Raw genomic sequence first — 21,049 nt, 5'->3', positions numbered from 1 at the left:
TTGAAAAGGACCAAAAAATGGCTCCCAAAGTACTCATTTCCGACAGCCTGTCGGAAGCCGCCGTTCAGATCTTTCGCGACCGTGGCATCGACGTTGATTTCCAGCCCGATCTGGGCAAGGACAAAGACAAACTGGCCGAAGTTATCGGCAACTATGACGGGCTCGCGATCCGCTCCGCCACCAAGGTGACGGAAAAGATCCTCGCCAATGCGCCCAACCTCAAAGTGGTCGGCCGCGCGGGCATCGGCACCGACAACATCGACAAGGAAGCCGCGTCGAAGCAGGGCGTGATCGTGATGAACACGCCCTTCGGCAACATGATTACCACTGCCGAACATGCCATCGCGATGATGTTCGCCGTGGCGCGCCAGATCCCCGAAGCGTCGGCCTCCACCCACGCGGGCAAATGGGAAAAGTCGAAGTTCATGGGCGTTGAGCTGACCGGCAAGACGCTGGGCGTCATCGGCGCGGGCAACATCGGCGGCATCGTTTGCGACCGCGCGCGGGGCCTCAAGATGAAAGTCGTGGCCTATGACCCCTTCTTGGGCGAAGAAAAGGCCGAGAAGATGGGTGTCGAAAAGGTCGAGCTGGACGAACTGCTGACCCGCGCCGATTTCATTACCCTCCACGTTCCCTTTACCGAGCAGACGGCGAATATCCTCAGCCGCGAGAACCTTGAAAAGACCAAGCCCGGCGTGCGTATCATCAACTGCGCCCGTGGGGGTCTGGTTGACGAAGAAGCGCTCGCCGACCTGTTGAAATCCGGCCATGTGGCGGGCGCGGGTTTCGACGTCTTCGCAGAGGAACCGGCCAAAGAGAACCCGTTGTTCAACCTGCCCAACGTGGTCTGCACGCCGCACCTTGGTGCCGCGACCACAGAGGCGCAGGAAAACGTGGCGCTGCAAGTGGCCGAGCAGATGTCGGACTACCTACTGACCGGTGCCGTAACCAACGCGCTGAACATGCCATCGGTCACCGCCGAAGAAGCCAAGGTCATGGGCCCATGGGTCAAACTGGCTGGTCACCTCGGTGCCTTCATCGGTCAGATGACCGACGAGCCGATCAAGGCGATCAATATCCTTTATGACGGCTCCGTCGCACAGATGAACCTCAAGGCGCTGAACTGTGGCGTCGTGGCGGGTATCATGAAACGCGCCAACCCGGACGTGAACATGGTTTCCGCCCCCGTGGTCGCCCGTGAAAAGGGCATTCAGATCAGCACTACCAATCAAGACAAATCCGGGGTCTTCGACGGCTATGTCAAAGTGACCGTGGTGACCGAAAAGCGCGAGCGCTCCATCGCGGGCACCGTGTTCTCAGATGGCAAGCCGCGCTTCATCCAGATCAAAGGCATCACCATCGACGCCGAGATCGGGGAGCACATGCTCTACACAACGAACGAAGACGTGCCGGGGATCATCGGCACCTTGGGCCAGACCATGGGCGAAAACGGCGTGAACATCGCCAACTTCACCTTGGGCCGCCACACCGCCAAGGGCGAGGCGATTGCCCTGCTTTACGTCGACGATCAGGTGCCAGAAACCGTGATCGGCAAGCTGCGCGACACCGGCATGTTCCGGCAGATCAAGCCGCTGCAATTCGACGTGGCCTAAGCCTCGCAACTGCACAATCTGAAAGCGCCCCCTCGTGGGGCGCTTTTGCTTTTGGGAGTATCCTTGGTCCAAGCCTTTCCTTCGCGCTGGCTTTGCGGCATCACGAGGGGGCGCAGAAGGACAGGAACGACCATGCCAAACCCCATCTATGCCATCGGAGATATCCACGGTTACGCTGCCGAGCTTGAGCGCGTGCTGACTTTGATCGAAGAAGACGGCGGGCCAGACGCGCGCATCTTCTTCCTTGGCGATTACACCGACCGTGGCCCCGACAGCAAAGCGGTGATTGACCGGCTGGCCACCGGCAAGGCCGACGGCCGCAACTGGACCTTTTTGATGGGCAATCATGACCGCATGTTCAGCTGGTTTATGGAGGATTTCCCGCGTCATGATCCGCTTTTGCTAGTTGAACTGAATTGGCTGAACCCGCGCTTAGGCGGCGACACGACGCTTGGTTCTTACGGTGTACCCGTCAACGGACGCGACCGGATGTCAGACGTTCATGCAAAGGCCCGCGAAGCGGTACCGCAGGCGCATGTCGATTTCTTGAAAACCCTCGCGCTGTCGCATCAAACGCTCGACTACTTCTTTGCCCATGCGGGTATCCGCCCCGGCGTGCCGCTGGATGATCAGACCGAGAATGACCTGCTGTGGATCCGCAAAGAGTTTCACGAGTACACCGCACCACATCCCAAACTGATCGTGCACGGCCACACCCCCGTGGATAGCGCTACGCATTACGGTAACCGCGTCAACCTCGACACCGGCGCGGGCTACGGAAAACCGCTTTGTGCAGCGGTGTTTGAGGGCGAAGACGTTTGGGTTCTGACGCAACAGGGGCGCAATCGCCTGCGCCCCTGAGTGGTTCACGTCCAGTCGAGGACTACTTTGCCCGACTGGCCGGACTTCATCGCGGCGAAGCCCTTCTCGAAATCATCTACGCCGAAGCGATGGGTGATGATCTGCGAGACGTCGAGCCCGTTTTCCAGCATGGCGATCATCTTGTACCACGTCTCGAAAATCTCGCGGCCATAGACGCCCTTGATGGTGATCGCCTTGAAAACGATCCGGCTCCAGTCCATCGGCGACTTGCCCGGTGGGATGCCCAGCATGGCGATACGCCCGCCCATGGTCATGGCCTCAACCATCTGATCCAGCGCCTGTTGGTTGCCGGACATCTCTAAACCCACGTCAAAGCCCTGCTTCATTTTCAATCGGGGGATCACATCCGCCAAGTCCTCCTTGGCGACGTTCACTGTCACCACATCGGCGACTTTTTCCGCCAGCGCCAGCCGGGCGGGGTTCACATCCGTAATCACCACATGCCGCGCGCCTACATGCCGCGCGACAGCGGCGGCCATGATGCCGATGGGGCCAGCGCCTGTGATCAACACATCCTCGCCCACCAGATCGAAGCTGAGCGCTGTATGCACCGCGTTGCCTAAGGGATCGAGGATCGCGCCGATGTCGTCCGAAATCTCATCCGGCAGCGGGACAACGTTGAAGGCAGGTAGCTTGAGATACTGCGCAAAGGCGCCCTGTTCATTGACGCCGATGCCCCGCGTCGCGGGATCGAGGTGGAACTTGCCCGCCCGGCTCTGGCGCGACTGCTTGCCGATCAGATGCCCCTCGCCTGAGCAGCGCTGGCCGATCTCCAGCCCTTCGACGTTGCGGCCCAATTCCACGATCTCGCCCGCGAACTCATGGCCGGTGATCAGCCCCACCGGCACGGTCCCGGCGGCCCAGTCATCCCAGTTCCAGATGTGAATATCGGTGCCGCAGATGCCGGTTTTGTTGATCTTAATCAGCACGTCATCCGGGCCGATTTCCGGCACTGGGGCGTGGGTCATCCACAGCCCCTCGCGGGGGTGCAGCTTGGCCAACGCTTTCATTTCATTCGTGGTCATTGGATCAGCCCACAGGCTTTGCCCGCGACTTCGAATGCCTTCAACGCGCGGTCCAGCTGCTCGCGCGTTAAGGCTGCGTTCATCTGCGTGCGGATGCGCGCCTGACCGCGCGGCACGACCGGGAAGAAGAAGCCGGAGACATAGACCCCCTCCTCGAAAAGCCGTGCCGCCATGTCCTGCGCCAGTTGCGCCTCGCCCAGCATGACCGGCACGATGGGATGCTCGCCCGGCAGCAGGTCAAAGCCAAGCCTTTCCAGCCCCGCACGCCAGTATGCTGTGTTTTCGAACAACTGCGCGCGTAGATCATCGCCTTGCTCCACCAGTTCCAGCGCCCGCATCCCTGCCATGACAATCGACGAGGGCAGCGAATTGGAAAACAGATAGGGCCGCGCGCGCTGGCGCAGCAGGTCGATCACCGCCTGCGGCCCGGCGATATAGCCGCCAATCGCCCCGCCAAGCGCCTTGCCCAGCGTGCCGGTCACGATGTCGACCTTGACCCCGTAATGCGCGGGCGTGCCTGCGCCTTTCGGCCCCATAAAGCCGGTGGAGTGGCAGTCGTCGACCATCACCAACGCCTCGTATTTCTCCGCCAGTGCGGTGATCTCGGGCAGCTTCGCCAGATAGCCGTCCATGGAGAAGACCCCGTCGGTGGCGATCATAATGAAACGCGCACCGTCATCGCGGGCCTGCTTCAGCTTGGCCTCCAGATCGTCCATGTCGCTGTTGGCGTAGCGATAGCGCTTTGCCTTGCACAGACGAATGCCGTCGATGATCGACGCATGGTTCAGCGCGTCCGAGATCACCGCATCCTCCGGCCCCAAAAGCGGCTCGAACAGCCCGCCGTTGGCGTCAAAACAGGCGGCAAAGAGGATCGAATCGTCATGGCCGAGAAAGCTCGCCAGCTTCTGCTCCAACTCACGGTGGATGTCCTGCGTGCCGCAGATGAAGCGGACCGAGGCCATGCCGAATCCCTTCTCGTCCATCGCCTCTTTGGCGGTGGCGATCAGGTCGGGATGATCGGCAAGGCCGAGATAGTTGTTGGCGCAGAGGTTGATGACTTCGCGGGTGCCAACCTCAATCTCCCCGCCCTGCGGTGTGGTGATCAGGCGCTCGCGCTTCATCATGCCCTCGGCGTCGATCTCGGCCAGAGTGTCGGTGATGTGGTCCAGAAATGCTTTGGTCATGAGACTCTCCTTTTGAGAATCATCTACCATAGCGGAGGCTATTCCGGAATAGAGGATTTCTTGAATAGCGGATTTTTTCCGATATACCGGATATCAGGCGTCCTGCACGACCAGGAAGGCCCGCACCGGTCCCGCCGTGGCGCGGATGGCGTGGGGCACATCGGCAGCATAACGGGCGGTGTCTCCGGCCTGCAATTGCTCGGTCCCCGTGCCGCTTGTGATCTCGACAGCACCTTCAAAGACGCTCAGATGCTCACGGGCACCACGGGTATGCGGGGCGCTGTCCAACATGCCGCCCTCGGCGATGAGCAACTCATACACCTCATGATGCCCAGCTTCTTCCGGCGGGGATAGGATGCGGATGCGACAGCCGGAGCCAAGGTTGTTGATCGTCGGCACCGCCGCATTGCGCAGCACTTCAATCTGCGCTTCGGTTGGCGCGCCATCCAAAAGACCCGCGAAATCCACCTGCAATGCACGGGTCAGGTTCCACAGCGTGGCGATGGTCGGGCTCGATTCCCCGCGCTCAATCTGGCTCACCATAGAGCGCGACACGCCCGATAGCTTGGCCACGGCATCAAGCGACAACCCCTGCCCCTGCCGCGCTTCTTTCAAGCGGGCGGGCAGTTGCGTCAGGATCTTGTCATTATTTTCCGTCATGGCGGATATGTCGCGCGGCGCACTGCCCCTGTCAAGCGGCGCTTTGACGGGACGTTTCGCCTGACAATGGGTCATCTCCGCCGCATAGTGCCGCCAACGGATAGAGGAGAGCTTCATGTCAAACGATATCGTCATCTTGGGCGGCGCACGCACCGCCATCGGCACTTTCGGCGGCAGCCTTGCCGCGACCCCGCCAACCACCTTGGGCAGCACCGTGGCCCGCGCCGCGATGGAGCAGGCGGGCGTTGATCCGGCGCAGATCGGCCATGTGGTTTTCGGCAATGTCATTAACACCGAGCCGCGCGACATGTACCTCAGCCGCGTCGCCGCGCGGGAGGCGGGTGTGCCTGATGAAGTGCCTGCGATGAACGTGAACCGCCTGTGCGGTTCGGGCGTGCAGGCGCTGGTCTCGGCCACTCAAAGCCTCATGCTGGGCGATGCGGATTTCGCCCTTGCTGGCGGGGCCGAGAGCATGTCGCGCGCACCCTATATCCTGCCCGACGCCCGCTGGGGCCAAAAGATGGGCGATGTCCGCAGCCTCGACATGCTTTTGGGCACACTGAACTGCCCCTTCGGCACCGGCCACATGGGGGTCACCGCCGAGAATGTGGCAGATGAACATACCGTCACCCGCGAGGAGATGGACGCCTTTGCCCTGCAAAGCCAAGAGCGCGCAGCGGCGGCCATCGCGGCGGGGCATTTCAAGGATCAGATCGTGCCGGTCGACGTAAAGGTCAAACGCGACATGGTGCCGTTCGACACCGACGAACACCCCAAGGCGACCACCGCCGAAGCGCTGGCCGGGCTGCGTCCGGTGTTCCAGAAAGATGGACGCGTCACAGCGGGCAACGCCAGCGGCATCAATGACGGTGCGGCAGCACTGGTGCTGGCTCGCGCCGAAGCGGCTGAGGCCGCTGGGTTGAAACCCCGTGCGCGCATTATAGGCTACGCCCATGCTGGTGTGCGGCCTGAGGTGATGGGCATCGGGCCGATCCCTGCCGTGCAGAACCTGCTGAAACGCACCGGGCTGAAAGCCAGCGACTTCGACGTGATCGAAAGCAACGAGGCCTTCGCCAGCCAAGCACTAGCTGTAAACAAAGAGCTGGGCTTTGATCCTGCGAAGGTGAACCCCAACGGTGGGGCGATTGCGCTTGGCCATCCGGTCGGCGCGACGGGGGCGATCATCACCGTGAAGGCGCTTTATGAGCTGGAGCGGATCGGCGGCAAGCGCGCGTTGATCACCATGTGCATCGGCGGCGGGCAAGGCATCGCCATGGCCATCGAACGTATTGCCTAAATGCGGGGGGCCTCCGCGGCCCCCTGCCCTAAAGCAGCGCGCCAATCAGGGCGATTGTGGTGGCCCCGGCAATGCCGGACATCACCGCAGTCGCCGCGATGTAGCGCCAGAACCGCGGGCGGCGCTCTGGCTGCTCCTCGGCTTGACGATTCAGCGCCTGCTCGACCAGCCCCGGCAGGCGCGGGCCAAAGCGGGCCATGACCATCGCCGTATCGCGTAGGTCAGAAACGATCGCGCGCGGCCCTAGCGACTTGGTGATGTAATCGGTCACAATCGGGCTCGCGACTTCCCAGATGTTGATATGCGGGTTGAGCGAGCGGGCGACCCCTTCGACCACGACCATGGTACGTTGCAGCAAGATCAGCTCGGTCCGGGTTTCCATGCCGAAACGCTCAGTCACTTCAAAGAGGTAGGTCAGCAACCGAGCCATGGAAATGCGGGTAGCGTCCATGCCGAAAATCGGCTCGCCCACCGCGCGCAGGGCGCGGGCGAATTCATCGACATCCTTGTCGGCGGGGACATAACCCGCCTCGAAATGCACTTTGGCCACGCGCATATAGTCACGGCGGATAAAACCATAGAGAATTTCCGCGTACACCCGACGGGTATAGCTGTCGATATGGCCCATGATGCCGAAGTCATAGGCGATGATATCGCCATTGGCCGCAACCTTGAGGTTGCCTTGGTGCATGTCGGCGTGGAAATAACCATCGCGCAGGGCGTGCTGGAGGAAGAGTTGCAACACCCGTTCCGACAGCGCTACCCGGTCGTGACCCGCCGCATCCAGCGCGGCATTGTCGCCCAGCGGCAGGCCATCGGCCCAGCCCAGCGTCATCACGCGGCGGCCCGAATAATTCCATTTGATTTCGGGCAGTTGAAAGCCGGGATCATCCTTGGTGTTGGCCGCGAACTCGGACGCGGCAGAGCTTTCCAGCCGCAGGTCCAACTCGCCACGCACCACGCCGTCGAAATGCTCGATCACGTCCATCGGGCGCAGGCGGCGTGAACCGGGCGAGAAAATCTCGGCCATGCGCGCGGCGAGGTAGAAGGCGTCAATGTCCTTGCGGAAGGCTTTTTCGATGCCGGGGCGCAGGACTTTGACGGCGACCTCTTCGCCGGTCTCGGCCAGCCGCGCGTGATGCACCTGCGCGATGGAGGCCGCGGCGACGGGTTCGCTGAACTCGGAAAAGATCGCGTTGACCGGCTCACCCAACTCTTGCTCGACCGCCCTGCGGGCAAGCGCCGTTTCAAAAGGCGGCAGCTTGTCTTGCAGCACGCGCAATTGCACCGCCAGATCGTCGCCCACCACGTCAGGCCGGGTCGACAGCACCTGACCAAATTTGATGTAGGCCGGGCCAAGCGCCGTGAGCGCGCGGGTGGCGGGCGGCATGTTCGGGTCGCCCTTGTAGCCCAGCCATTTGAACGGCAGGCCAAGCGCGCGGGCGACGAAACGCAGCGGCGGGGAGGCGTCAAAAGCATCCAGCACCACATTCATCGCGCCCGCGCGTTCCAGCGTCGCGCCGGTGCGGATCAACCGCCAGATGTTGTGCGGACCGCGCATCAGAGTTTCCAGCCCGAATGCAACGCCGCGATCCCCATGGTCAGGTTGCGATATTTGGCCTGCCCAAAGCCCGCCGCGCGGACCATCGACAAGAAGGTCTCTTGATCGGGGAAGTTACGGATCGATTCGACCAGATATTGATAGCTGTCGCGGTCGCCCGCGATGGCCTGTCCCATGCGCGGGATCACGTTGAAACTGTAGAGGTCATAGGCTTTTTGCATCGCCGGGTTGGGCAGTTGGCTGAACTCCAACACCATCAGACGGCCACCGGGGCGCAGCACGCGGTAAGCCTCGTTCAGCGCCTCTTGAGGGCGGGTCACGTTTCGGATGCCGAAGCTGATCGTGTAGACGTCGAATGTATTTTCGGGAAACGGCAGCGCCATGGCATCGCCCACCACCCAATCGAGGCTGCCGGTCAGGCTGTCGGCCTCGGCCCGTTTGCGGCCTTCGACGAGCATCGGCTCGGTCAAGTCAAGCACCGTGGCATGACCGTGGCCCGCGCGGCCTAGAAATTTGAAAGACACATCGCCCGTGCCCCCCGCCACATCGAGCAACTTCTGACCTGGACGCGGGGCGAGCCAATCCATCATCGCTTCTTTCCAGACGCGGTGGATCCCCATGCTCATCACATCGTTCATGATGTCGTATTTGCTGGCGACGGAGTTGAACACACCCTGCACGCGACCTGCTTTTTCATGCTCGGGTACGGTCTCGAACCCGAAATGGGTGGTTTTGTCGGCGTCCTGGGTCATCTGCTCTTGCGATCCTCTGGTTCAGTCCCTTGTTATAGGGTGCCGTAGGCTGGGGACAATGCGTGCCTTTTGTCACAGGCAAGCCAGAGGGGAAACCGAGATGCCGGAACTGCCAGAGGTCGAAACCGTCCGCCGAGGGCTGGCCCCCGCGATGGAAGGGCAGGTGATCGCCCGCGCCGAGGTAAACCGCCCCGACCTGCGCTGGCCCTTCCCCGAACGGATGGCAGAGCGGCTGACCGGGCAGCGGGTCGGGCTGCTGCGGCGGCGGTCGAAATACATCCTCGCCGATCTGGCGAGTGGGGAATCGCTGCTGGTGCATCTGGGCATGTCCGGGCGGATGCTGGTCTCGGGCGACCCACTGGGGCAATTTCAGCACAACCACCCCGCGCCCGAGAAACATGACCACGTCGTGTTGCATATGGGTAACGGTGCGCGGATCACCTTTAACGACCCCCGCCGTTTCGGCGCGATGGATCTGATGCCCACCGCCGGGGCCGAGACGCATAAACTGCTGGCCTCGCTCGGGCCGGAACCCTTGGGCAATGACTTTCACGAAGCGCATCTGGTGGCAAAGCTTAAGGGGCGCAATACACCGATCAAGTCCGCCCTGCTGGATCAGCGGATCGTAGCAGGTTTGGGAAATATCTATGTCTGCGAAGCGCTTTACCGGGCGGGCATTCACCCGGCCCGCAAGGCCGGGCGTATCTCGGCCACCCGGATCGCGGGGCTGGTGCCGATCATCCGCAACGTGCTGGCCGATGCGATCGAGGCGGGGGGATCGTCACTGAAAGACTTCCGCCAAGCCGATGGCGAATTGGGCTACTTCCAACATAGCTTTGATGTCTATGGGCGGGAGGGCGAACCCTGTCGCAGACCGGGTTGTGATGGCACCATTGGCCGCATTGTTCAGAGCGGGCGATCTTCCTTCTATTGCCCCCGTTGCCAAAGATAACTTGAAACATGGGGGTGCCGTGGTATGCACATTCCCCTGAGCGCAACAACAAAGAGCATTCTTGATGGCTTACGAAACGATCACCGTGGACGTGGACAACCATGTGGCCCTGATCACCCTCAACCGCCCGGATGCGCTCAATGCGCTCAACGACGCGTTGCTGGGTGAATTGGCCAAGGCGCTGAAAGGCGCGCAGGAAAACGACAAGGTGCGTTGCATCGTTATTACCGGGTCGGAAAAGGCATTCGCTGCCGGGGCCGACATCGCAATGATGCGCGAGAAAAGCTTTGTCGACGTCTTCATGGGGGATCTCTTCACGCCAGAGACCGATCAAATCCTGCGCGTGCGCAAGCCGATCATCGCAGCCGTGTCGGGCTATGCCTTGGGCGGTGGCTGCGAATTGGCGATGATGTGCGATTTCATCATCTGTTCGGAAAGCGCCAAGTTCGGTCAGCCCGAGATCAACCTTGGTGTTGTGGCAGGCATCGGCGGGACACAGCGTCTGACCCGTCTGGTGGGCAAGTCCAAAGCGATGGACATGAACCTGACGGGCCGTTTCATGGATGCCGAAGAAGCGGAACGTTCGGGCCTCGTCTCCCGCGTTGTGCCGGTGAAAAAGCTGATGGAAGAAGCCATGGCCGCCGCCGGCAAGATTGCCGAGAAATCGATGATCTCGGCCACCGTGGTCAAGGAATGCGTGAACCGCGCCTATGAGGTGCCGCTGAGCGAAGGCCTTCTGTTCGAGCGCCGCATGTTCCATTCGCTGTTCAACACCGAAGACCAGAAAGAAGGCATGTCGGCCTTCCTTGAAAAGCGCGAAGCGCAGTTCCGCGACAAGTAAGCGATTCCAGTGGCGCGGCTTGCATTGCCGCGCCTGCTGTCTTATAGGCAGCCCCAATACATGCGCGTGCAGCCCGCTCTGGCTAGAATCACCTGCCCTTTGGGGGCCCGGATTTCCGGTAGGGTTGGCGTCACGCATTGCTACGCAACAAAATGAACCCGAAGGCTGATACTCATGGCAAACACAACACAATCCGCAAAGCGCGCACGTCAAAACGAGAAACGTTTTGCGATCAACAAAGCCCGTCGTTCGCGCATCCGCACCTACCTGCGCAAAGTCGAAGAGGCGATCACCTCCGGTGATAAAGAAGCCGCAACCGCCGCTTTGAAAGCCGCCCAGCCCGAGCTGATGCGCGGCGTCACCAAAGGCGTTTTCCACAAAAACACCGCTTCGCGCAAAATGTCGCGTCTGGCCGCACGGGTCAAAGCACTGGGTTAATCTGGCTCCACAGCCAACCCTTTGAAAGACAAGAGGCGCCGCATTGCGGCGCCTTTTTTCGTGCGAGTGCAGCGAAAAAAACACGTCAGAGATTCTTTTCAGGCAATCTCTGAGTCAAGATGGAAGATATGTTGAAGCGGACCTGAAACACTTGCTACCAAAGGTTCAGCGATTCATTTCGCTTGGGGGGACAGGCCCTGAAACAGGCGTCAGCCAATTGGCAGAATGCCAACTTCAGGGAAGTGCGGATGGCCGTTGAAATACGGCACGATGCACTGTCGTGAATGCTGCTGCCAGCACGTTTACCCTGTCGATGAGAACACGAACGGTTCGTTCAGCGCCTCTTGCGCCGGTTTACGGTGTGACAGGCTAATGGGCAGGCCATTCTAGCAAAGTCCGAAGGACACAGGTCGGTCATCCGCGTGGGACCGGGTGGATGATCTGTTGCCGGGTGAAACGAAAATTTAGGGTCGGGATCCACTCGGCCTCTGTGCGAAGAGCAAAGCGGGACGTTAGGCACGATGACATTAGATCACTGGGGCGAGATCAAAGAGCGGCTTCTGAAGACCGTTGGGCAAAACAACTACACCACTTGGATTGAGCCGCTTGTGCCCGGCGATGTCGAAGATGGAATCGTGACACTCAAGGTGCCCACGAACTTCTTTGGCAATTACGTTAGCCAGAACTTCTCGGACCTGATCTTGCATGAAATTAACGCCGCTGGCACCGATGCCACGCGCCTGAATTTTGCGCTGAACCAGCAGCCCGCCAATGCCGCCGACAAGCCCGCCCCAGCTGCGCGGCAGACCACCGCCGCTGCAAAGCCCGCCGCCAATAGCCAGCTGAGCACTGCCCCGCTCGACCCGCGCTTTAGCTTTGACAACTTTGTTGTCGGCAAACCAAACGAACTGGCCCATGCCGCCGCGCGCCGTGTCGCCGAAGGTGGCCCGGTCACGTTCAACCCGCTGTTCCTCTATGGCGGTGTTGGTCTGGGTAAGACCCACCTGATGCACGCGATCGCCCGCGAATTGCATGAGCGCAAGCCCGAGATGAATGTGCTTTACCTGTCGGCCGAGCAATTCATGTACCGTTTTGTGCAGGCGCTGCGCGACCGTAAGATGATGGACTTCAAAGAGATCTTCCGTTCGGTCGACGTGCTGATGGTCGATGACGTGCAATTCATCGCGGGCAAGGATTCAACGCAGGAAGAGTTCTTCCACACTTTCAATGCGCTCGTGGACCAGCACAAACAGATCATCATCTCTGCCGACCGCGCACCGGGTGAGATCAAAGACCTCGAAGATCGGGTGAAATCACGCCTGCAATGCGGCTTGATCGTGGACCTGCACCCGACGGACTATGAGCTTCGCCTCGGCATTCTGCAAAGCAAGGTCGAAGTGCAGCGCAAGACATATCCAGACCTCGAAGTTGCCGATGGCGTTTTGGAATTCCTCGCGCATCGCATCACCTCGAACGTCCGCGTGCTTGAAGGTGCGCTGACCCGCCTGTTCGCTTTCGCCTCGCTCGTGGGCCGTGAGATCGACATGGGCCTGACCCAAGATTGTCTGGCCGACGTGCTGCGCGCCTCCGAGCGCAAAATCTCGGTCGAGGAAATCCAGCGAAAAGTGTCGGATCACTACAACATCCGTCTGAGCGACATGATCGGCCCCAAACGGCTGCGCAGCTATGCCCGCCCACGTCAGGTGGCGATGTATCTGTGCAAGCAGATGACCAGCCGCTCCTTGCCAGAGATTGGCCGCCGCTTTGGCGGGCGTGATCATACCACCGTCATGCATGGCGTGCGCCGGATCGAAGAACTGAAGGTTTCCGACGGTCAGATCGCCGAGGATCTGGAGCTGCTGCGCCGGGCGCTCGAATCCTGATCCAAATCTGCTGACGGGGTTGTGTTCAGGACACGGTTAAACAGCGATCAGGGGCGCAGCTTGCGCCCCTCTTGCAATCGCAGCAACAAAGCCACAAAAGTTCTTGTGTAAGCGTGGGAACCGGGTAGTTTGCCTCTCCCGGCAATCGGTATGGGAGAAGGCATATGAAATTCAGCATCGAACGCGCGGCACTGCTCAAGGCCGTTTCGCAAGCCCAATCCGTGGTCGAGCGCCGCAACACCATTCCGATCCTCGCCAACGTGCTGATCGAGGCTGAGGGCAGCGATGTCTCCTTCCGCGCCACCGATCTGGATATCGAAGTGGTCGACAAGGTCGCCGCGCAGGTTGAGCGCGCCGGGGCCACCACCGTTTCGGCGACGCTGCTGCATGAGATCGTGCGCAAACTGCCCGACGGTGCGTTGATCAGCCTTACCGCCGACACCGCCGCTGGCCGTCTGACCGTCGAAGCGGGCCGGTCAAACTTTTCACTGGCGACACTGCCGCGCGAAGATTTCCCGGTTATGGCCTCGTCGGAATATGCCTCCAACTTCTCGGCGCCTGCTCCGGTGCTGCGCCGCCTGTTCGACAAATCCAAATTTGCCATCTCTACCGAAGAGACGCGCTACTACCTCAACGGCGTCTACCTGCACATTGCGGATGCCGAAAGCGGCAAAGCGCTGCGCTGCGTGGCGACCGATGGCCACCGCCTCGCGCGGATCGACGCCGCAATGCCTGAGGGCGCAGCTGAGATGCCCGGCGTCATCGTGCCGCGCAAGACCGTGGGCGAACTGCGCAAACTTCTGGATGACGACGAGATGGAGATTGCGGTTTCCGTTTCGGAGACCAAGATCCGGTTTGCCACCCCTGCCATCACCCTGACATCCAAGGTGATCGACGGTACTTTCCCCGACTACACCCGTGTGATTCCCCAAGGGAACACCCGCAAGATGGAAGTCGACGCCGCCGATTTCGCCCGCGCGGTGGACCGCGTGGCAACCGTGAGTTCCGAGCGTTCGCGCGCCGTGAAACTGCAACTGGACGAAGACCGTCTTGTGCTGTCGGTCAACGCACCTGACAGCGGTGCTGCGGAAGAAGAGCTTGCCGTGGCCTATGCCGACGAGCGGCTGGAGATTGGCTTCAACGCGAAATACCTGCTTGAGATCGCAAGCCAAGTGGACCGCGAGAACGCCGTCTTCCTGTTCAACTCCTCTGGCGACCCGACACTGATGCGCGAAGGCAATGATACGTCTGCGGTCTATGTCGTCATGCCAATGCGCGTGTGACTTGGGCGGGAATTTTTGAAATTCCCGCGCCGTTTTCTTTGAAAGAAAACGGAGTCTGAATGACGCAGCTGTATCTATCCAACCTCGGCCTCTCGCATTTCCGCTCGCACCGCCGCGCGGTGATCGATGTCGACGCGCGACCCGTGGCGATTTATGGGCCGAACGGTGCGGGCAAGACCAATATCATCGAGGCCATTTCTCTACTCTCCCCGGGCCGCGGCCTGCGCCGGACCAGCGCGCAAGATATGGCACGTCGGCCCGAAGCGCTTGGTTGGAAGGTGACCGGCTTGCTGCACGGCCCGTCGGTTTTGCATGAGGTCGACATCTGGTCTGAGGCGGGCGCTGCGCGGCAAACCAAGATCGACGGCAAAGCTGCCGCGCAGACCGCGCTAGGTCGGATCGCGCGGGTGCTTTGGTTGATCCCCGCGATGGACCGGCTGTGGATTGAAGGGGCCGAAGGGCGGCGGCGGTTTCTGGATCGCGTCACCCTGTCGATGCTGCCCGATCATGCGGAACTGTCGTTGAGCTACGAAAAGGCCATGCGCGAGCGGAATCGCTTGCTAAAGGATATGGTGCGCGAGCCTGCGTGGTATGCCGCGCTTGAAAGTAGCATGGCCGAAACGGGCGCGCAAATTCATGCCAACCGCCTCCACGCCCTCGCGGCGCTGGAAGCCGCTCAAGACGAAGCGCAGACCGCATTCCCTATCGCCACTTTGGCCTTACAATGCGACATGCCGAGTGAGACCGACGCGCTGCGCCGTGCCCTGTCAGACAACCGAATGCGGGATCTTTCTGCTGGGCGTACACTGATTGGCCCGCACCGCGCCGATCTGGAAGGCACCTATGCCGCCAAGGGGGTCGCTGCGCGCGATTGCTCTACCGGAGAGCAAAAGGCGCTTCTCGTCTCGCTGATCCTCGCCAATGCCCGCGCCATCGCCGCCGATTTCGGTGCCCCGCCGCTGCTGCTGCTGGATGAGGTAGCGGCACATCTTGATGCCACCCGTCGCGCGGCGCTTTACGATGAAATCTGTGCGCTTGGCGCCCAAGCTTGGATGACCGGCACCGGGCCTGAACTGTTTGAGAATCTTGGCAACCGCGCGCAGTATGTCGAAGTGACCGAAGAGAAGGGTCTCTCTCGGGTGGAGGCCAGCGTATGACCATTTCCCTTGCCGACCTGCTGCTCTAGCTGATCCTCTTCCTTACCCCCGGCCCGGTCTGGCTGGCGATGATGGCGCGGGCGCTTTCAGGCGGGTTTCAGGCCGCATGGCCGCTGGCACTTGGCGTCGCGATTGGCGACATGCTCTGGCCGCTGGTGGCGGTGCTCGGGATCACATGGATCCTCTCGGTTTTTGATACGGTGATGGAGGTGCTGCGCTGGATCGCCAGTGGGGTGTTTATCCTGATGGGCGTGGCCCTGATCCGGCAGGCGGGCGAGAAGATCAGCAGCGACAGCCGCCTGACCCGCCCCGGGATGTGGTCCGGTTTCGTCGCGGGCATTGTCGCGATCCTTGGCAATCCGAAAGCGGTGCTGTTCTACATCGGCGTACTGCCCGGTTTTTTTGATCTGCGCGCAGTCACCGGGCCTGACATTGGCCTGATCCTCGCCGCGTCGGTCATTGTACCGCTAATCGGTAACCTTTCCATCGCGCTTTTGGTCGGCCGTTTGCGCGGCTTTTTGACCACCCCGCGTACGCTGAGGCGGATCAATCTAGTCTCTGGTGGCATGCTGGTTTTCGTGGGCCTTGTCATCCCCTTCGCCTGACACAAAATCTTGTGTCATTCGCGTGACAATGCTGGTCGAAAACACTATAAATCGGGCAAACGAGAAGGGTTATTTCCGCATGTCCGATACCGCGCAGACACCACAGGAATACGGCGCCGATTCCATCAAGGTTCTCAAAGGGTTGGAGGCCGTCCGCAAACGCCCCGGCATGTATATCGGTGACACCGATGATGGCTCTGGCTTGCACCACATGGTCTATGAGGTCGTGGACAACGGGATTGACGAAGCACTGGCCGGTCACGCCGACGCGGTGACGGTCACAATCCACGCGGATGAGAGCGTTTCGGTCAGCGACAACGGACGCGGCATTCCGGTGGGCATCCACGAGGAAGAGGGCGTTTCCGCGGCCGAGGTCATCATGACCCAGCTGCACGCAGGCGGTAAGTTCGACAGCAACTCCTACAAGGTATCCGGCGGTCTGCACGGGGTCGGCGTTTCCGTTGTGAACGCCCTGTCTGACTGGCTGGAATTGCGCATCTGGCGCGAAGGCAAGGAACATATCGCCCGGTTCGAAGGTGGCTTTACGACCAAACACCTCGAAGTCTTGGGCGACACCGACCGTACCGGCACCGAGGTCCGCTTTATGGCCTCTACCGACACGTTCTCGAACCGGGAATACAGCTTTGAAACGCTGGAAAAGCGCCTGCGCGAACTGGCCTTCTTGAACTCCGGTGTGCGCATAATCCTTACCGATGAACGCCCAGTAGAGCCGCTGCGGACAGAGCTTTACTACGACGGCGGCGTCAAGGAATTCGTTAAATACCTTGATCGGCACAAAACCTCTGTCATGCCCGAACCGATCTTTATCACCGGGGAGCGGGACGACATCGGCATCGAAGTGGCGATGTGGTGGAACGACAGCTACCATGAAAACGTCCTGCCCTTTACCAACAATATCCCGCAGCGCGATGGCGGCACCCATATGGCGGGCTTCCGTGGTGCGCTGACCCGCACGATCAACGGCTATGCGCAATCCAGCGGCATCGCCAAACGTGAGAAGATCAACTTTACTGGCGACGATGCCCGCGAAGGACTGACCTGCGTGTTGTCTGTCAAAGTGCCGGATCCAAAGTTCTCCTCCCAGACCAAGGACAAGCTGGTCTCCTCCGAAGTGCGCCCGGCTGTCGAAGGTCTGGTAAACGAAAAGCTGGCCGAGTGGTTTGAAGAAAACCCCAATGAAGCCAAGCAGATCGTCGGCAAGATCGTCGAAGCCGCACAGGCCCGCGAAGCCGCTCGCAAGGCACGCGAACTAACGCGCCGCAAATCGGCGATGGACGTGAACTTCCTTGCCGGGAAGCTCAAAGATTGCTCGGAAAAAGACCCGTCGAAAACCGAAGTCTTCCTCGTCGAGGGTGACAGCGCCGGTGGCTCCGCCCAGACCGGCCGCGACCGGCAGACGCAAGCGATCCTGCCGTTGAAGGGTAAGATTCTCAACGTCGAACGCGCGCGGTTCGACCGGATGCTGGGAAGCCAGGAGATCGGCAATCTCGTCATGGCGCTCGGCACCGGGATCGGGCGGGACGAGTTCAACCTATCCAAGCTGCGCTACCACAAGATCGTCATCATGACCGACGCCGACGTCGACGGCGCGCACATCCGGACGCTTTTGCTGACCTTCTTCTACCGCCAGATGCCTGAGCTGATCGAAAACGGTCACCTCTACATCGCGCAGCCGCCGCTCTACAAAGTGTCGCGTGGCAAGTCCGAAGTTTACCTCAAGGACCAAGCGGCGATGGAAGATTATCTGATCCAGCAGGGCGTCGACGGCGCAATGCTGCGTCAGGGCAACGGTGAAGAGATCAGCGGCCAAGACCTGACCCGTGTGGTCGACATGGCCCGCCAGTTGCGCCGCGTTCTGGAAGCCTTCCCGACCCATTATCCGCGCCACATCCTCGAACAAGCCGCCATCGCCGGCGCCTTCGTCGATGGCGCGGTGGACAGTGACCTGCAAGGCGTCGCCGACAAGGTCGCCGACCGTCTGAACCTGATCGCGCTGGAATACGAGCGCGGCTGGCAGGGTCGCATCACCCAAGACCACGGCATCCGCCTCGCCCGCATTCTGCGCGGCGTCGAAGAGGTGCGCACGCTGGACGGCCGCATGATGCGTTCCGGCGAGGCCAAGAAATCCGGCAGCTTCACCAAGCACTTGCAAGAGGTCTACGACCAGCCTGCCAAACTGATCCGCAAGGACCGCAGCCAGATGATCTATGGCCCCATGGACCTGCTAGATGCGATCCTTGCTGAGGGCGAGAAGGGCCTGTCGTTGCAGCGCTACAAAGGTCTGGGCGAGATGAACCCCGATCAGCTGTGGGAGACCACGCTAGACCCTGACGCGCGTACGCTGCTTCAGGTCCGGGTGGAGGACATGGCCGAAGCGGATGATCTCTTTACCAAGCTGATGGGCGACGTGGTCGAACCACGGCGCGAATTCATCCAACAGAACGCCTTGAGCGTGGAGAACTTGGATTTTTAGGGAGGTGTAGGGAAGCGGGACTGTCTCCGCTGCGTATAGGTACAATAATCCGTTTACTTATAGCGGCCTATGACAAACCCCTTAGCGCTTTACCTTGACTTTCAGACATATGTGCCGCGCAGCCGTAACTGCGCGGCACATTTTTTAAATCGGGTGATTTAGCCGATGATGCTGTTTAGCGTCTTGGATGGGCGCATCACGGAGTCGGTCTTGGCCGCGTCGGTGCGGTAGTATCCGCCCAGATCAGCCGCTGGCCCCTGAACCGCTGCAAGCTCGGCTAAAATAGCCGCTTCATTGGTTGCCAGTGCTTCTGCGATTGGCGCGAAGTGGGCGGCAAGCTCTGTATCCTTGCTTTGTGCGGCAACCGCTTCGGCCCAATACCGCGCGAACCAGTAGTGGCTGTCGCGGTTGTCCGGCTCACCCACTTTGCGCGAGGGGGAGCGGCCATTGTCGAGGATGCCCTGCGTTGCCACTTCGACGGCTTCGCCCAAGATGCGGGCCTTATCGTTGCCCTTGGCATCGGCCAAGAACATCAGGCTCTCGCCAAGCGCACAGAATTCGCCAAGGCTGTCCCACCGCAGGTGGTTCTGCTCGACAAGTTGCTGCACGTGTTTCGGGGCCGAACCACCCGCGCCGGTTTCGAACAAGCCGCCGCCGTTCATCAGCTTCACGATCGATAGCATCTTGGCAGAGGTCGCCAATTCCAAGATCGGGAAGAGGTCGGTCAGGTAATCGCGCAGCACGTTGCCGGTGATGGCAATCGTGTTCTCGCCTTTGGTGATCGTCTCAAGCGAGGCACGGGTGGCTTCGCGGGGGGCCATGATCTCGAACTTGTCGGCGACACCTTGGGCCTCAAGGATCGGCTTCACGTAGGAGATCAGTTCGGCATCATGGGCGCGGCTTTCGTCCAGCCAGAAGATCGCCCGGCAGCCTTCGGCCTTTTGACGCGAGATGGCAAGGTTCACCCAATCCTCAATCGGCGCCTTGCGCGCGGAGGAAGAGCGCCAGATGTCACCGGCCTCGACCTTGTGCTGGTGCAGCACGGTGCCGTCGTCGAGGATCATTTTCACGGTGCCGGCCTCAGCCAGTTCAAAGGTGGTCGGGTGCGAGCCATATTCCTCGGCCTTTTGGGCCATCAGACCGATGTTCTGCACGGTGCCTGCGGTCGCCGGGTTCAGCTTGCCATTTTCTTTGAAGAAATTGATCGCTTCGTCATAGACCGGGGCATAGGAGTTGTCGGGGATCACGCAATTGGCGTCGTGTTCCTTGCCGTTCGGGCCCCAGCCTTTGCCGCCGGCGCGGATCAGCGCGGGCATTGAGGCGTCGATGATCACGTCAGAGGAGACATGCAAGTTGGTGATGCCCTTGTCGGAATCGACCATATACATCGGCGGACGGTCGTCCATGCAGGCATCGATATCGGCCATGATCTCGCTCTCGCCTTTCACGCGCTCCATCAGGTCGCCGAGGCCGGAGTTGGGGTTCACACCCAGTTCCTTGAGCTTTTGCCCATGCTTTTCAAACACCGGCGCAAGGTAGGCTTTGACTGCGTGACCGAACAGGATCGGGTCAGAAACCTTCATCATCGTCGCTTTGAGGTGCAGCGAGAAAAGGATGCCGTCTTCTTTGGTCTTTTCGATCTGAGTGGCGAGGAATTCTTTGAGGGCCGCAGCGCTCATGAATGTCGCGTCGACGACGGTGCCTGCGGGGTAATCAAGGCCGTCTTTCAGCACCTTCTCACCATCCGCGGTCTCTAGCACGATTTTCGCGCCGGAGGCTTTGTCGAGCGTGGCCGACACTTCGTTCGAGAAGAAGTCATTGCCAGACATCGACGACACATGCGTCTTGCTGTCGGATGCCCAATCGCCCATCCGGTGCGGGTTCGATTGCGCGAAGCTTTTCACCGCTTTGGCAGCGCGGCGGTCAGAGTTGCCTTCGCGCAGAACCGGGTTCACAGCCGAGCCCTTGATCGTGTCATACTTGGCCCGAACGGCTTTCTCTTCGTCGGTGCTGGGGGAATCTGGGTAATCAGGCAAGGCAAAGCCTTGGGACTGCAGCTCTTTGATGGCGCCGACCAATTGCGGCACAGAGGCAGAGATATTCGGCAGCTTGATGACATTCGCCTCGGGGGTTTTTACCAAACGGCCCAGTTCGGCCAGATCGTCGGATTGACGCTGGTCTTCGGTCAAAGCCTCAGGGAAGGTCGCCAGAATACGCCCGGCAAGGCTGATGTCTTTCGTGCCGACGCTCACACCAGCGGCTTTGGCGAATTTTTGGATGATCGGCAACAGGGACGCCGAGGCCAGCTCCGGCGCTTCGTCAACTTTAGTGTAAATGATGTCGGACATGATATGCTCCAAATTGCTGCATTTGTTGCCCTGATAGCTGAACAGACAGCGAAGGTCGACGGTATACCGCAGTA

17 protein-coding genes are annotated in these 21,049 nt (G+C 60.6%); 11 read left to right on the top strand and 6 right to left on the bottom strand.

The features are described 5' to 3' along the window. The first annotated feature begins 17 nt into the window (after nt 1-17). On the top strand, nt 18-1,613 hold the full coding sequence (gene serA, locus ACSQ16_RS02870; protein WP_067622990.1) for a phosphoglycerate dehydrogenase: 1,596 nt from the start codon (nt 18-20) through the stop codon (nt 1,611-1,613). A 132-nt stretch (nt 1,614-1,745) separates the two neighbouring features. Continuing rightward, complete coding sequence (locus ACSQ16_RS02865) at nt 1,746-2,474, top strand: metallophosphoesterase family protein (protein WP_243261762.1); 729 nt, start codon at nt 1,746-1,748, stop codon at nt 2,472-2,474. A 5-nt stretch (nt 2,475-2,479) separates the two neighbouring features. Here the strand turns inward: ACSQ16_RS02865 and tdh are convergent, their stop codons facing one another. The 3 genes from tdh to ACSQ16_RS02850 form a co-directional block, all read right to left on the bottom strand. Then, on the bottom strand, nt 2,480-3,520 hold the full coding sequence (gene tdh, locus ACSQ16_RS02860; RefSeq protein WP_243261763.1) for an L-threonine 3-dehydrogenase: 1,041 nt from the start codon (nt 3,518-3,520) through the stop codon (nt 2,480-2,482). Further along, on the bottom strand, nt 3,517-4,704 hold the full coding sequence (locus ACSQ16_RS02855; protein WP_243261764.1) for a glycine C-acetyltransferase: 1,188 nt from the start codon (nt 4,702-4,704) through the stop codon (nt 3,517-3,519). Before ACSQ16_RS02855 ends, tdh begins: the two co-directional genes overlap by 4 nt. 93 nt (nt 4,705-4,797) lie before the next feature. Continuing rightward, nucleotides 4,798-5,364, bottom strand: coding sequence for a helix-turn-helix domain-containing protein (locus ACSQ16_RS02850; RefSeq protein ID WP_243263235.1), 567 nt, complete (start codon nt 5,362-5,364; stop codon nt 4,798-4,800). A gap of 115 nt (nt 5,365-5,479) precedes the next feature. On the opposite strand from ACSQ16_RS02850, the gene ACSQ16_RS02845 reads away from it, so the two are divergent. Beyond that, nucleotides 5,480-6,661, top strand: a complete 1,182-nt coding sequence (locus tag ACSQ16_RS02845; RefSeq protein WP_243261765.1) for an acetyl-CoA C-acyltransferase family protein — start codon at nt 5,480-5,482, stop codon at nt 6,659-6,661. A gap of 28 nt (nt 6,662-6,689) precedes the next feature. Here ACSQ16_RS02845 and ubiB read toward each other — a convergent pair whose 3' ends face one another. Further along, nucleotides 6,690-8,222 (bottom strand): 2-polyprenylphenol 6-hydroxylase, encoded by a 1,533-nt coding sequence (gene ubiB, locus ACSQ16_RS02840; protein WP_243261766.1) that lies wholly within the window; start codon nt 8,220-8,222, stop codon nt 6,690-6,692. Continuing rightward, nucleotides 8,222-8,974 carry a bifunctional demethylmenaquinone methyltransferase/2-methoxy-6-polyprenyl-1,4-benzoquinol methylase UbiE gene (gene ubiE / locus ACSQ16_RS02835; RefSeq protein WP_093927531.1) on the bottom strand — a complete coding sequence of 251 codons (753 nt, stop codon included), beginning with the start codon at nt 8,972-8,974 and terminating at the stop codon, nt 8,222-8,224. Before ubiE ends, ubiB begins: the two co-directional genes overlap by 1 nt. Before the next feature lie 100 nt (nt 8,975-9,074). Between ubiE and mutM the strand changes: the two genes are divergently transcribed. The 8 genes from mutM (at nt 9,075) to gyrB (ending at nt 18,627) form a co-directional block, all read left to right on the top strand. Continuing rightward, a complete protein-coding gene (gene mutM / locus ACSQ16_RS02830; RefSeq protein ID WP_243261767.1) occupies nt 9,075-9,926 on the top strand; it encodes a bifunctional DNA-formamidopyrimidine glycosylase/DNA-(apurinic or apyrimidinic site) lyase in 852 nt (283 codons plus the stop codon). 64 nt (nt 9,927-9,990) lie between these two features. Further along, nucleotides 9,991-10,767 (top strand): enoyl-CoA hydratase, encoded by a 777-nt coding sequence (locus ACSQ16_RS02825; RefSeq protein WP_093927533.1) that lies wholly within the window; start codon nt 9,991-9,993, stop codon nt 10,765-10,767. Between the two features lie 174 nt (nt 10,768-10,941). Then, the gene (gene rpsT / locus ACSQ16_RS02820; protein ID WP_067622964.1) at nt 10,942-11,205 is read left to right on the top strand and encodes a 30S ribosomal protein S20; all 264 of its coding nucleotides are present in this window, start codon (nt 10,942-10,944) and stop codon (nt 11,203-11,205) included. A gap of 521 nt (nt 11,206-11,726) precedes the next feature. Beyond that, nucleotides 11,727-13,088, top strand: coding sequence for a chromosomal replication initiator protein DnaA (gene dnaA / locus ACSQ16_RS02815; RefSeq protein ID WP_093927534.1), 1,362 nt, complete (start codon nt 11,727-11,729; stop codon nt 13,086-13,088). Nucleotides 13,089-13,252: 164 nt separating this feature from the next. Continuing rightward, nucleotides 13,253-14,371 (top strand): DNA polymerase III subunit beta, encoded by a 1,119-nt coding sequence (gene dnaN / locus ACSQ16_RS02810; protein ID WP_093927535.1) that lies wholly within the window; start codon nt 13,253-13,255, stop codon nt 14,369-14,371. Nucleotides 14,372-14,430: 59 nt separating this feature from the next. After that, entirely contained in the window at nt 14,431-15,528 is a 1,098-nt protein-coding gene (recF, locus tag ACSQ16_RS02805; protein ID WP_243261768.1) for a DNA replication/repair protein RecF, read from the top strand. Between the two features lie 68 nt (nt 15,529-15,596). After that, entirely contained in the window at nt 15,597-16,133 is a 537-nt protein-coding gene (locus tag ACSQ16_RS02800) for a LysE family translocator (protein WP_435988585.1), read from the top strand. A 79-nt stretch (nt 16,134-16,212) separates the two neighbouring features. After that, nucleotides 16,213-18,627 carry a DNA topoisomerase (ATP-hydrolyzing) subunit B gene (gene gyrB, locus ACSQ16_RS02795; RefSeq protein ID WP_243261770.1) on the top strand — a complete coding sequence of 805 codons (2,415 nt, stop codon included), beginning with the start codon at nt 16,213-16,215 and terminating at the stop codon, nt 18,625-18,627. Between the two features lie 158 nt (nt 18,628-18,785). On the opposite strand, the gene ACSQ16_RS02790 is transcribed toward gyrB, so the two are convergent. After that, complete coding sequence (locus ACSQ16_RS02790; RefSeq protein ID WP_243261771.1) at nt 18,786-20,975, bottom strand: NADP-dependent isocitrate dehydrogenase; 2,190 nt, start codon at nt 20,973-20,975, stop codon at nt 18,786-18,788. Between the last annotated feature and the right edge of the window lie 74 nt (nt 20,976-21,049).

The sequence above is a fragment of the Sulfitobacter sp. SH24 genome, from assembly GCF_965641895.1.
Lineage (GTDB): Bacteria > Pseudomonadota > Alphaproteobacteria > Rhodobacterales > Rhodobacteraceae > Sulfitobacter > Sulfitobacter dubius.
This window is presented reverse-complemented; position numbering and strand designations above follow the sequence as displayed.